This is a genomic window from Pseudomonas sp. KH_050, from assembly GCF_057838875.1.
The window spans coordinates 6,163,689-6,177,045 of sequence record NZ_CM174478.1; the positions used below are offsets into that span (position 1 = coordinate 6,163,689).

The following is a 13,357-nucleotide window of genomic DNA, read 5'->3' on the forward strand; positions in this document are numbered from 1 at the left end:
AGGTCCGTGGATTACTCGTCAGCGTTATCGCTGGCGTCGCTGTTGTCACCGTCATCGCCATCGGCGCTGTCGGAGTGCTCAGGACGGTCACGACGCTCACGGCGCTCACTGCGGTTTTCTTCAGCCTTGAGCATCTCGGATTGGCCGGTAACGGCTTCTTCGCGACGGATGACCAGGTTACGGATCACAGCATCGTTGTAACGGAAGTTGTCTTCCAGCTCAGCCAGGGCTTTGCCAGTGCACTCAACGTTCAGCATCACGTAGTGAGCCTTGTGAACATTGTTGATTGCGTAAGCCAGTTGACGACGGCCCCAATCTTCCAGACGGTGGATTTTGCCGCCGTCTTCTTCGATCAGCTTGGTGTAACGCTCTACCATGCCGCCGACTTGCTCGCTTTGATCCGGGTGGACCAAAAAGATGATTTCGTAATGACGCATGAATGCTCCTTACGGGTTGTAGCCTGCCGCTCAAAAGCGGTCAGACAAGGAGTGAATGACACTATGGACTTGCTTGCGATAGACACATGCGTGCCTGCCGTCACAGCAAGGGGCGCAATTGTAGAGAAGGGATAGAAAGGGTGCAAGGCAATTGGTGATTATTTGAACAACCACCTTAGCTGGAAAGCCGAACACTGTAGGAGCTGCCGCAGGCTGCGATCTTTTGACCCTCTAAAAAGCTGCGATCTTTTGATCTTCTAAAAAGCAAAATCAAAAGATCGCAGCCTGCGGCAGCTCCTACCGGAGGTGTGTCAGGGCTTTTTGGCAGTAGCCTTGACGCCGCGCTGACGCAGGGCTTCGAACAGACAGACACCGGTCGCCACGGAAACGTTGAGACTGCTGACGCTGCCAGCCATCGGCAGGCGTACCAGGTAGTCGCAAAGATCGCGAGTCAGGCGGCGCATACCGCTGCCCTCCGCGCCCATGATCAGGATGGTAGGGCCGGTCAGGTCCTGCTGATACAGATCCTGTTCAGCCTCGCCCGCCGTACCGACGACCCACAACCCACGCTGCTTGAGTTTTTCAAGGGTGCGCGCCAGGTTGGTCACCGCCACCAGGGGAATCACTTCCGCTGCGCCACAGGCGACTTTTCGTACCGTTGGGGTCAGCGTGGCTGACTTGTCTTTCGGAACGATCACTGCCAGCGCGCCGGCCGCATCGGCGGAGCGCAGGCAAGCGCCGAGGTTGTGCGGATCGGTCACGCCGTCGAGCACCAGCAAAAGCGGTGCGCCTTCGGTGCGATCGAGCAGCTCGTCGAGCATCGCCTCGCCCCAGACCTGGCTCGGGCTCACGTCCGCCACCACGCCCTGGTGCACGCCTTCGACCCAGGCATCCAGCTCACGCTTTTCAGCCTGACCGACAGCCACGCGATTTTCGTTCGCCAGCTCAATCAGCGTCTGAACCCGCGGATCACTGCGGCCTTCAGCCAGCCAGATCTGCTTCACGCGCTTCGGGTGATGACGCAACAACGCTTCTACAGCATGCACGCCGTAGATTTTTTCCAACTGACTCATGGCTTGGCCTTAGGTTTACGCACTCCGCCGCTTTTCGCGGCTGGAGCCGAGCCCGCTTTCGGCGGGCCTTTACGGTGTTTACTCGGTTTGGCTGGCTTGCCCGTGGAACTGGCTGGCCCCGACCTTCCGGACTTTCCCTCAGACGCCGCTTTACCGCCGCTCTTCGCTTCGTTCAACAACGCCTGCTTCATTTCACGACTTTTGCGCAGCTCGGCGTTTTTCGCCGCGGCATCGCTTGGACGGTAAGCTTCGCTGGACTTTTTTTCCGCCGCGGTACGCCGCCCGGTCTTGGCCGCTGCCGGCTCAGGAACAGGTTTCGCCGCAGGTACATCGACACCCGCCGTACGTTTTTTGCGACCGATCGGCGCGCTGATGGTTTTTTCGGCCATCTCGAAGTCGATCTTGCGCTCGTCCAGGTCAACCCGCATGACCCGCACTTCGACGGTGTCACCCAAACGGAAGCTGCGACCAGTACGCTCACCGGCCAGGCGGTGATGCACAGGGTCGAAGTGGTAGTAGTCACCCGGCAAGGCAGTGACGTGCACCAGACCTTCGACGTAGATATCGGTCAGCTCGACGAACAAGCCAAAACCGGTCACGGCGGTGATCACACCCGGGAACGACTCGCCGACGCGGTCTTTCATGAACTCGCACTTGAGCCAGTTCACGACGTCGCGGGTTGCTTCATCGGCACGCCGCTCGCTCATCGAGCACTGCTCGCCGAGCTGCTCCAGCGCCGCTTCGTCGTACGGATAGATACGCGCTTTCGGAATGGTCATCGCACCGGCGCGCTTGACGTGCGGGGTGTTTTGCTTGGAATGGATCACACTGCGGATCGCCCGGTGCGTGAGCAGGTCCGGGTAACGACGAATCGGCGAAGTGAAATGGGTATAGGCTTCGTAATTCAGACCGAAGTGGCCCTGGTTATCGGCGCTATAAACCGCCTGGCTCAACGAGCGCAGCATGACGGTCTGGATCAGATGGAAATCCGGACGATCCTTGATCCCGGCCAGCAGCGCCTGGTAATCCTTCGGCGACGGGCCGTCCTTGCCTTTGTGCAGCGACAGACCGAGCTCACCCAGAAATGCGCGAAGCTTTTCCAGACGCTCCGGCGGCGGGCCGGCATGGACCCGGTACAGCGCAGGGATTTCGTGCTTTTTCAGGAACTCGGCGGTGGCCACGTTGGCGGCCAGCATGCATTCCTCGATCAGCTTATGCGCATCGTTACGAACGGTCGGGGTGATTTCAGCGATTTTGCGCTCGGAGCCGAAGATGATTCGGGTTTCCATGGTTTCAAAATCGATCGCGCCCCGGACATGCCGTGCGCCGAGCAACACTTTATACAGCGCATACAGCTGCTTGAGGTGCGGCACGACGCCTGCGTATTCGCCACGCAGTTGCTTGGCTTCGCTGGTTTTCGGCTGTTCGAGCATGGTACTGACCTTGTTGTAGGTCAGGCGCGCCTGCGAGTGAATCACCGCTTCGTAGAACTGGTAATCCGTCATCTCGCCGGTTTTCGAGATAGTCATCTCGCAAACCATGGCCAGACGATCGACGCGCGGATTCAACGAACACAGGCCGTTGGACAGCTGTTCAGGCAGCATCGGTATCACGCGCTCGGGGAAATACACCGAGTTGCCACGTACCTGACCTTCGGCATCCAGCGCCGAACCGAGCTTCACATAGCTGGAAACGTCGGCAATCGCCACGTACAACTTCCAGCCACCAGAGAACAGACGCAGTTTGCCCGGCTTGGCTTCGCAGTAGACCGCGTCATCGAAGTCGCGCGCATCTTCACCGTCGATGGTAACGAAGGGTAGATGGCGCAGGTCAATGCGCTTCTCTTTGTCTTTCTCTTCGACTTCCGGCTTGAGCCTGGCGGCTTCTTTCAAGACCGCTTCCGGCCATACGTGGGGAATATCGTAGGTACGCAGGGCGACATCGATTTCCATGCCCGGCGCCATGTAGTTGCCCACTACTTCCACCACGTCGCCTTGCGGCTGAAAGCGTGGCGTTGGCCAGTGAGTAATCTTCACTTCGACGAACTGACCGACTTTCGCGCTGGCATTGCGACCCGGCGTGACCAGCACTTCTTGCTGGATCTTCGGGTTGTCGGCAACCACGAAACCGATGCCGCCTTCTTCGAAGTACCGGCCGACGATGGATTCGTGGGCACGAGTAACCACTTCGACAATCACGCCTTCGCGGCGACCACGACGGTCCAGGCCAGAAACCCGGGCCAGCGCACGGTCGCCGTCGAACACCAGGCGCATTTGCGCCGGGCTCATGAACAGGTCGTCGCTGCCGTCGTCCGGAATCAGAAAACCAAAGCCATCGCGGTGACCGCTGATGCGACCGAGGATCAGATCGAGCTTGTCCACCGGCGCGTAGGTGCCGCGACGGGTGTAAATCAGCTGAGCATCGCGCTCCATGGCGCGCAGGCGGCGACGCAGGGCTTCGATCTGGTCTTCTGTGGTAAGACCAAACTCCTCCACCAACTGCTCGCGGTTAGCCGGCGAACCCCGATCAGCAAGATGCTTGAGGATCAGTTCGCGGCTAGGAATAGGGTTTTCGTATTTTTCCGCTTCACGAGCGGCCTCGGGATCGAGGGACTGCCAATCGGCCATTAGAGAGTTTTCACCTTGTCTATATGCGGGTTAGTTTGGCATACGCGTATTGAAACGGGAAATTTCAGGCTCGGACAGCGCTCGAAACGCCCTTTGCCAAGCATAGAAAGCTCACATGAATGCCGCTCGCGAAATTTTCCAGGTATTTTTCATAACAGGGGTTTACAGTTAAAAAGGTGGTCCGTATAGTGCGCGCCATCGACGACGCAGACGCATGTCGATACTGCCCAGATGGTGAAATTGGTAGACACGCCAGCTTCAGGTGCTGGTGACCGCAAGGTCGTGGAAGTTCGAGTCTTCTTCTGGGCACCAATTCAAGAGCTGGAGATTACATCAATCTCCAGGCTCTCACAAAAACCCGCGAAAGCGGGTTTTTGCATTCCAGGTTTTTGATTTAATAAAACCAAAACAGGGGTTTACAGATCAAAAGGCTCTCCGTATAGTGCGCCTCATCAACGGCGGACAACGCTGCTGATACTGCCCAGATGGTGAAATTGGTAGACACGCCAGCTTCAGGTGCTGGTGACCGCAAGGTCGTGGAAGTTCGAGTCTTCTTCTGGGCACCAATTCAAACTTCAAAGCATTGCTTTGAAGCTTCACAAAAACCCGCGAAAGCGGGTTTTTGCGTTTCAGGCATTCGAAAACTCATGGACGCCCCCCTGTAGGAGCTGCCGCAGGCTGCGATCTTTTGACCTTTAGCAATTTCAGTTCCGCCAACAATCAAGATCAAAAGATCGCAGCCTTCGGCAGCTCGTCCGAGACTGCTTTAGCAAACCCTCACCCGCCCTGCAAAGACGCACATGAGAAACAATATCGTTTATCATTGTAACAAGATTTTGCAAAACGCCAGCGAGGAACCCTGCGAATGATGTTTCAAAATACGCTTGTGGGGCATGGTGCTCTGCCTGCCGTTCGCAGTACCGGCCTTTGTCAGCAGTTTCACCTGGGTGTCGCTGAGCGCGAACTTCGAAGGCCTCGGCGGCGCCATTCTGGTCATGACTCTCTCCAAGTACCCCTTGGTTTTCTTGCCCGTGGCAGCCACCTTGCGCAACCTCGATCCATCCCTGGAAGAGTCTGCGCGGACACTGGGGCAAAACCGTTGGGGGGGTGTTCTTCAGGATTACCCTGCCCTTGCTCTGGCCTTCGCTACTGGCCGGCTCCCTGCTGATCGCCCTGCACATGCTGGTGGAATCCGGCGCCCTGTCGATCATCGGCCTGCAAACCTTTACCACGGCTGTCTATCAGCAGTTCGAACTGGAGTTCAGCAACGCCAATGCGGCGATGCTGCCTGCAGTGCTGCTTGCACTGTGCCTTGTGCTTTTGTGGCTGGAGTTGCGGGTTCGCGGCAAGGGGCGTCACGTGCGCATTGGCCAGGGCGCGGCGCGGCATGCCGAGCAGGTACACCTGGGTAAATGGGCGGCTGCGGGCCAGCTATATTGCCTGCTGCTGGCGAGCATCGGCAGTGGCGTTCCGCTCGGCATGCTCGTGCATTGGCTGGCCGTGGGCTCGTCAGCGGCATTCCCGGTCGCTGCCATCAGCGAAGCCTTGCTGTCTTCGCTGGCGCTGTCCCTGGGCGGTGCAGCACTGTGCCTGGTGCTGGCAGTGCCGGTCGGCCTGCTGGTAGTTCGTTACAAGGGCCGAGTGGCCCTGTGGGCGGAGCGCCTGCCCTACCTGCTGCATGCACTGCCAGGCTTGGTAATTGCGCTGACACTGGTGTTCTTCGCCTTGCACTATGTACCGGCGCTGTATCAGACGTCCGCCCTGCTGCTGATTGCTTATGCCCTGCTGTTTCTGCCACTGGCTCAGGCGCCGATCCGCACCACCCTGAACAAGGCCGCACCGCAACTGGAGGAAGCGGCCCGAACCCTCGGAGCGTCTTCTTTCAGCGCATTTGTCCGGGTGACCCTGCCGATCATCTTCCCGGCGCTGGGAGCAGCGTTTGCCTTGGTGTTTCTGGATGCGATGAAGGAGCTGACGGCAACCTTGCTGCTCAGCCCGACCGGGCTCAACACCTTGGCAACGGAAGTCTGGGCGCATACCGCAAATGTGGAGTTTGCGGCAGCGGCGCCTTATGCGGCGCTGTTGATTCTGGTGTCGGGGTTGCCGGTTTATCTGCTGACGACGCGGATGTACCTGAGCCGCTGAAAACGCCAAGATCGCAGCCTGCGGCAGCTCCTACGCCGACCGAGTACACCCGCAGCATTGTGGATGCACACAAAACCGTAGGAGCTGCCGCAGGCTGCGATCTTTTTGGGCCCCTCAGGCTCTGAACTGCCCCAGACTCGCTTTCAACTGCGCCGCCAGGCCATCCAGCACCTCGCCGCTGGCCGTGGTTTCTACCACTGCCTGAGCCGCCCGCTCAGCCTGGGCATGAATGGTTTCAACCCGCCCACGCACCGCATGTGCGCCTTTCGCCTGATGGGCGGCCGCCTGGGTCGCCAGGCCAATCGCCGCATGCACCTGCTCGACCGAGGCCTGCACCGACTGCTGCAGCCGCGCGCTGTCGCGCAGCACCAGCAAACCTTCGCTGGCTTGACGACCTGCTTGACCAATCGCCGCTACCGCCTCACGGGCACCTTGCTGCAAGGCGCCGATATGCGCCTGGATGTCGCCGGTAGAGCTTTGGGTCTTGCTCGCCAGAGCCCGCACTTCATCGGCCACCACCGCAAAGCCACGCCCGGTCTCACCGGCACGGGCTGCTTCGATGGCTGCGTTGAGCGCCAGCAGGTTAGTCTGCTCGGCAATTCCGTGAATCACCGTCAACACCACTTCGATCTGCTCGCTTTGTTGCGCCAGCCGCTCGATCACTTTGGACCCGGTCTCCACTTGCCCGGCCAAGGCCTCGATCAGACTGCCGACCTGAGCCGAGGTACGAGTGTTCTCGTCGGTCGCCTGACGGATATCCACCACTTGCTGCAAGGCTGCCTGCATGGCATTACTTTCGGCCTGCGCCTCATCAGCCATTTGCGACAGCGCCCGCAAGCTCTCGGCCACCTCGTCGCGCTGCGCCGCCGCCGCCGCATCGGCACCGGCATTGCGCAAGGTCATGGCGCCGATTTCCACGCCCGTACGCTGCGCTACATCACCCGCCTCGCGAACGATCGGCTGCAACTTGTCGACAAAGCGATTGACCGCCGAGGCCATTTCGCCAATCTCGTCCTTGCTGTTGAGTTGCACGCGCTTGGTCAAATCCCCTTCGCCGGCGGCCAGGTCATTCAGCGCCGCGATCAGCAGATGCAACCTGTTGACCACTCGACGTCCCAGCACCACCGCCAGCAACAGCAAGACACCAAAGCCGACCAGCGCCAGGCCCATGCCGATCCGCCAGCGCAAGGTTGCCGCAGCTTCCTGCACAGTGCTGGTGGTGTTGTCCTTCATCTCGGAGGCGGTGGCTTGGGCCGACTGCAAGCGCGCCCGCATGGCCGTGGCGCTGTCTGCCGCCGCCCCCTTGAGGCTGTCGCCGACCAGTTGATCACCGCTGGCGATCAAGGCCGAGAAGCGCTTGTCCAGCGCCGCCAGATCGGTTTCCACCGACGCCGTGGAGACGCCCATCAGGACCTTGCCGATTTCCACGCCATTGGGGTTGATCGAGGCTTCGAGGTAATAGACCGAAGGATCTTTTTTCGCCGCATCGAGGATTTTGTCCATCGCGCGGTCGCCCTGGCCCTTTTCCAAAAGGGCCTTGTTGATCGGGTTTTCCCGGTTCATATAGCGAGTCAGATGCTGGCCGGTGGCGTCGTCATACACCACGAACAGCACGCTGGGATTGCGCTGGGCACGTCGAGCGAACTCGGAAAGAGTCGGCACATCACTGTCCCACATGGCTCGCGGAGCCACGGATGCCAGCAACTGGGCCATATCATTGGCCGAGTCCTTCAGGCCCTTTTCCAGCGTCGCGCGCAATTGCGCCTGCTCGTCTTCCAGCCGCGAGGATAATCCTGCGGTCAGACGTTGACGGGTACTGGCGGACAGGCTGTCGAGACTCGACGTGACTTCACGTCCCGCTTGCTCGAGCTCGCCAGCGAGTTTTTGGCTATCGACGCCCAGGCTATTGCCGAGATCGGCCTCCAGCGCGGTCACCGTGCTCCGGGTCAGGGCGACAGCCACCAGTACTTGTACCAAGAGAGCGATACCAAGGGTAACGAACACAGGCCGCAGTAAACGGCTTTGTAACAATGAGAGAACGGCCGACACAGGAAATCCCTCTGCTAGGACGCCATTAAATTGATGGCAACCAGAAAAAGGGAATCACAGCAAGGGTCGTGCCGTTTGGTCGACAGAAACGAAAAAGGGCCCCAAGAAGGGCCCTTTGTCTTTTACATCAACGACTTATTAAGCGAACGGATGACGCAGAACGATGGTCTCGTTGCGGTCCGGGCCCGTCGAAATAATGTCGATCGGCGCGCCGACCAGCTCTTCGACGCGTTTGATGTAGTTGCGAGCAGCTTGAGGCAGCTCTTCCAGGGTCTTGGCACCGAGGGTCGACTCGGTCCAGCCCGGCATTTCTTCGTATACCGGCTCCAGGCCGATGTAGCTGTCGGCGTCGGTCGGCGCGTCGATCACTGCACCATCCTGATTCTTGTAGCCCACGCAGATATTGATGGTCTCAAGACCATCAAGCACGTCGAGCTTGGTCAGGCACAGGCCGGAGATGCTGTTGACGTCGATAGCGCGACGCAGGATCACGGCATCGAACCAGCCGCAACGACGGGCACGGCCGGTGGTAGCGCCGAACTCGTGGCCACGCTTGGCCAGGAATGCACCGACATCATCGAACAGCTCGGTCGGGAACGGACCCGAGCCCACGCGAGTGGTGTACGCCTTGGTGATGCCGAGGATGTAATCCAGGTACATCGGACCAAAACCCGAACCGGTGGCAATGCCGCCAGCAGTGGTGTTGGAGCTGGTGACGTACGGGTAGGTACCGTGGTCGATGTCCAGCAAGGAACCCTGGGCGCCTTCGAACATGATGTCTTTACCTGCGCGACGCAGTTCGTGCAGCTCGGCGGTGACGTCGAGCATCATCGGCTTGAGCAGCTCGGCGTATTCCATGCACTCGTCGAGAGTCTTCTGGAAATCGATCGCTGGTTCTTTGTAGTAATTGACCAGTACGAAGTTGTGGTAATCCAGCAACTCGCCCAGCTTGGCGGCGAAACGTTCGCGGTGGAACAGATCACCGATACGCAGGCCGCGGCGGGCAACCTTGTCTTCGTAAGCCGGGCCGATGCCACGACCGGTCGTACCGATCTTCAGCTCGCCACGGGCTTTTTCACGGGCCTGGTCCAGCGCCACGTGGTAGGACAGGATCAACGGGCAGGACGGGCTGATGCGCAGGCGCTCGCGCACCGGCACACCCTTCTCTTCCAGCTTGATGATTTCACGCAGCAAGGCGTCAGGTGCAACCACTACACCGTTACCGATCAGGCACTGCACGCCATCGCGCAGGACGCCCGACGGAATCAGGTGCAAGACGGTTTTCTCGCCATCGATCACCAGCGTGTGACCGGCGTTGTGGCCACCCTGATAGCGCACTACGGCGGCAGCATGTTCGGTCAGCAGATCAACGATCTTGCCTTTGCCCTCATCACCCCATTGGGTGCCCAGGACTACGACATTCTTACCCATAACACTTGTCCTCATTCGCGCAAACTTGGTGCCGGCAACGGCCGGCAGGAAAACTCAAGAAGCCAGCGGCAATATTTGCCAAAGCCCGTTCTGCTGAATCAATTGCCGGTCGCAGTCCGCTTCACGGGCGGCGGCCAAAGGTTGCCCAGGCAACGCCTGAACGACACGCTGACCCTCACTGCGCAACTGGCAAACCTGCTGCCAGAGTGCTGCGTCCGTACTGTCAGGCATCCAGATACCGCCAGACGGTAGCTCGACTTCAGCACGCCCCAGGGTCACCAGGGTTTTCAAATCGGTAGAGAAACCAGTCGCCGGACGAGCACGACCGAAGTCAGCGCCGATGTCGTCATAACGACCGCCCTGAGCAATGGACTGGCCAACGCCCGGTACGAATACCGCGAACACCACACCCGTGTGGTAGTGGTAACCGCGCAATTCACCCAGGTCGAAGTACAGCGGCAACTCGGGGAAACGCGCGGACAATCGCTCGGCAATCGCCAGCAAATCGTCCAGCGCCGCCAGTACGGGAGCCGGCGCATTGGCCAAACGCTCGCGGGCGGCAGGCAGTACTTCACGACCGCCACACAAATCAACCAGGGCCCGCAGCATGCCCGACAAATCGCCGGGCAGGCCTTCGGTCAAGGTAATGACCTCATCGATCGCCTTGCGTTGCAGGGCGTCGAACAATTGTTGTTCCACTTCACCGGACAAACCGGCGGCACGGGCCAGGCCGCGATAAATGCCGACATGACCGAGGTCCATGTGTACATCCGGCACGTCGGCCAGTTGCAGCATAGCCAGCATCAGGCTGATGACTTCAACGTCGCTGCTCGGACTGGCATCGCCATACAACTCGGCACCCAGCTGGATCGGGCTGCGCGAGGACGACAAGGCCCGCGGCTGGGCATGCAGGACACTGCCGGCGTAGCACAGACGGCTCGGCCCTTCGCGACGCAGGGTGTGCGCATCGATGCGCGCCACTTGCGGCGTGATGTCGGCACGAAAGCCCATCTGCCGGCCCGATTGCGGGTCGATCACCTTGAAGGTTCGCAGATCGAGATCCTGGCCTGCGCCTGTCAGCAGGGATTCCAGGTATTCGATATGCGGGGTGACGACGAACTCATAGCCCCAGCCCTGGAACAGATCCAGCACCTGACGACGCGCCACTTCTATGCGCGCCGCTTCCGGCGGCAGTACTTCTTCGATGCCATCTGGCAGCAGCCAGCGGTCTACCGTTGCCATTACGCCATTCCCCTATGATCCGGGCGGCCAGCCCTCGGGCGAGCCTTGAGTGAAGCAGAAAATGGTTACCTCCCGCGCATGAACAACGGGACGAACAGCCTGCAATCGGCTTCGCCAACCACTTTCCTCGAAAAAACTGTCGAGTCATTCAACTCGACGCCGTGCAATAAAAAACAGCAATCAAACATGCAGACGCAAAAAAGCCGGGAATTTCCCGGCTGCCGCATCATACACCCGTTTTCCCAAAGGATCACCCCGCCAAGCGCTTTAGCCGCTCGACGGGGTGTTGCCGGATGAGTACTGAATCAAGGCTTGGGCTTTTCCAGATAACGGAAGAAGTCGCTGCTTGGGTCCAGGACCATGACGTCGGTTTTGTTCGCAAAGCTTTCACGGTAGGCGCGCAGGCTACGGTAGAACGCGTAGAACTCCTGATCCTGACCGTAGGCCTTGGAATAGATCGAAGCGGCCTGGGCGTCTCCATCACCGCGAACCTCTTCCGACTCGCGATAAGCCTCGGCCAGCAGCACGCGACGCTGACGATCGGCGTCGGCACGAATACCTTCCGCCAGCTCGTTACCTTTGGCGCGATGCTCGCGAGCCTCACGCTCACGCTCGGTGCTCATACGCTCGAACACGCTGCGGTTCACTTCCTTCGGCAGATCGATAGCCTTGACCCGAACATCGATCACTTCGATGCCCAGTTCCTTGTTGGCCATCTTGTTCAGCGAAGCCGTGATGTCAGCCATCAGCGCGTCACGTTCACCGGAAACCACTTCATGCAGGGTGCGCTTACCAAACTGGTCACGCAGGCCCGATTCCAGACGACGCGAAAGGCGTTCGTCAGCAATCTGCTTGAGGCCGGAGGTCGCGGTGTAGAAGCGCTCGGCATCTTTCACCCGCCACTTGGCGTAGGCATCGACCATGACGGCTTTCTTTTCCAGCGTCAGGAAGCGCTGTGTCGGTGCATCCAGTGTCATCAGGCGCGCGTCGAACTTGCGCACTTTGTTAACGTAAGGCACTTTCACATGCAGGCCCGGTTGAACGTCCGCCTGGACCACTCGGCCGAACTGCAGCAACACCGCACGCTCGGTCTGAGCCACGATGTAGAAGCAGTTCCAGGCAGCGATGGCCACGACGACGCCGACAATAAGGGCGATCAGCGATTTATTGCTCATCAGCGACTCTCCCTGGAACGCGTTGGCTGTTGCTGCGAATCCGCTGCGCTGCGCGTGCTCACATCAGTGCCGCCCACTGCTGCCGCGCCCGTTACCGGCGCAGAGCCGCTACGGCCACTTTCGATCATTTTGTCCAGCGGCAGGTAAAGCAGATTGCTCTGGCCATTCTTGTTGCCGCTCACAAGCACCTTGCTGGTGTTGCTGAAGACTTCCTGCATGGTGTCCAGGTACAGACGCTCACGGGTGACTTCAGGGGCTTTGCGATATTCGGCCACCAGCTTGGTGAAGCGATCGGCCTCACCCTTGGCACGGGAGACGACTTCGTCGCGATAACCGTTGGCATCCTCAAGGATACGCTGGGCCTGACCACGGGCTTCCGGCACGACGCCGTTGGCGTAGGTTTCAGCCTGGTTACGCGAGCGCTGCTCATCTTCACGAGCGCGGATCACGTCATCGAAGGCTTCCTGGACTTCACGCGGTGCTGCTGCGCTCTGAACGTTGACCTGAGTGACGGTGATACCGGTGCGATAGGTATCGAGGAAACGTTGCAGACGCTCCTTGATCTCGCTGGCCATCAGTTCACGACCTTCGGTCAGCACCTGGTCCATCTCGGTGGAACCCACCACGTGGCGCAAGGCGCTCTCGGTCGCGTGCTGCAAGCTGATTTCCGGCTGATCGACGTTCAGCACGAAGTCCTGCAGGTTGCTGATCTTGTACTGCACGGTCAGCGGCACTTCGACGATGTTCTCGTCTTCAGTCAGCATTTGACCCTGCTTGGTGTACGCACGCTCACGCGTGACGTTTTCCATGTACTTGCGATCGATCGGCGGGAAGTAGATGTTCAGGCCCGGGCCAACGGTTTCGTAGTATTTACCGAAGCGCAGCACCACGGCCTGCTCCTGCTCGTCGACTACGTAAACCGCGCTATACAGCCAGACAGCCGCCAGCACGACAAGGCCGATGCCGAGCAAGCCGTAACCACCGCCCTTGCCCGACCCACCGCCGTCGTCACCACGTTTTTTACCACCACCGAACAACCCATTCAGGCTTTCCTGTAGCTTTCGGAAGGCCTCGTCGAGATCTGGCGGCCCCTTGCGGTCGCCGTTATTGCGGCGTTTACCACCCCAAGGATCCTGATTATTCGAGTTGCCACCCGGCTCATTCCAAGCCATAGCGCT

8 protein-coding genes, 2 tRNA genes and 1 pseudogene are annotated in these 13,357 nt (G+C 59.6%); 3 read left to right on the plus strand and 8 right to left on the minus strand.

Translation table 11 applies throughout. The features are described from left to right. Window positions 1–11 precede the first annotated feature (11 nt). The 3 genes from rpsF to rnr all read right to left on the minus strand — a co-directional run bounded on the left by rpsF (window position 12) and on the right by rnr (window position 4,137). Window positions 12–437 carry a 30S ribosomal protein S6 gene (gene rpsF, locus AC3IUA_RS28415; RefSeq protein ID WP_489067859.1) on the minus strand — a complete coding sequence of 142 codons (426 nt, stop codon included), beginning with the start codon at window positions 435–437 and terminating at the stop codon, window positions 12–14. Between the two features lie 311 nt (window positions 438–748). Further along, window positions 749–1,510 carry a 23S rRNA (guanosine(2251)-2'-O)-methyltransferase RlmB gene (gene rlmB / locus AC3IUA_RS28420; protein WP_489358086.1) on the minus strand — a complete coding sequence of 254 codons (762 nt, stop codon included), beginning with the start codon at window positions 1,508–1,510 and terminating at the stop codon, window positions 749–751. Next, window positions 1,507–4,137: a ribonuclease R gene (gene rnr, locus AC3IUA_RS28425; protein WP_489358087.1), complete on the minus strand. Its 2,631-nt coding sequence runs from the start codon at window positions 4,135–4,137 to the stop codon at window positions 1,507–1,509. The genes rlmB and rnr overlap by 4 nt, the downstream gene beginning before the upstream one ends. Before the next feature lie 225 nt (window positions 4,138–4,362). Here rnr and AC3IUA_RS28430 point away from each other — a divergent pair. The 3 genes and pseudogenes from AC3IUA_RS28430 to AC3IUA_RS28440 form a co-directional block, all read left to right on the plus strand. Further along, window positions 4,363–4,449: transfer RNA gene (locus AC3IUA_RS28430), tRNA-Leu, on the plus strand. A 167-nt stretch (window positions 4,450–4,616) separates the two neighbouring features. Beyond that, window positions 4,617–4,703, plus strand: a tRNA-Leu gene (locus AC3IUA_RS28435). Between the two features lie 315 nt (window positions 4,704–5,018). Continuing rightward, window positions 5,019–6,282 (plus strand): annotated as a pseudogene (locus AC3IUA_RS28440) (ABC transporter permease); the annotation flags it as partial. Window positions 6,283–6,396: 114 nt separating this feature from the next. On the opposite strand, the gene AC3IUA_RS28445 reads toward AC3IUA_RS28440, so the two are convergent. The 5 genes from AC3IUA_RS28445 to hflK all read right to left on the minus strand — a co-directional run bounded on the left by AC3IUA_RS28445 (window position 6,397) and on the right by hflK (window position 13,351). After that, window positions 6,397–8,331, minus strand: a complete 1,935-nt coding sequence (locus AC3IUA_RS28445; protein WP_489358088.1) for a methyl-accepting chemotaxis protein — start codon at window positions 8,329–8,331, stop codon at window positions 6,397–6,399. Between the two features lie 138 nt (window positions 8,332–8,469). Continuing rightward, window positions 8,470–9,762 (minus strand): adenylosuccinate synthase, encoded by a 1,293-nt coding sequence (locus tag AC3IUA_RS28450; protein ID WP_489358089.1) that lies wholly within the window; start codon window positions 9,760–9,762, stop codon window positions 8,470–8,472. Between the two features lie 54 nt (window positions 9,763–9,816). Continuing rightward, on the minus strand, window positions 9,817–11,004 hold the full coding sequence (locus tag AC3IUA_RS28455) for an ATP phosphoribosyltransferase regulatory subunit (RefSeq protein ID WP_489358090.1): 1,188 nt from the start codon (window positions 11,002–11,004) through the stop codon (window positions 9,817–9,819). A 305-nt stretch (window positions 11,005–11,309) separates the two neighbouring features. Beyond that, on the minus strand, window positions 11,310–12,179 hold the full coding sequence (gene hflC / locus AC3IUA_RS28460) for a protease modulator HflC (RefSeq protein WP_489358091.1): 870 nt from the start codon (window positions 12,177–12,179) through the stop codon (window positions 11,310–11,312). Further along, a complete protein-coding gene (gene hflK, locus AC3IUA_RS28465) occupies window positions 12,179–13,351 on the minus strand; it encodes an FtsH protease activity modulator HflK (protein ID WP_489358092.1) in 1,173 nt (390 codons plus the stop codon). The genes hflC and hflK overlap by 1 nt, the downstream gene beginning before the upstream one ends. Between the last annotated feature and the right edge of the window lie 6 nt (window positions 13,352–13,357).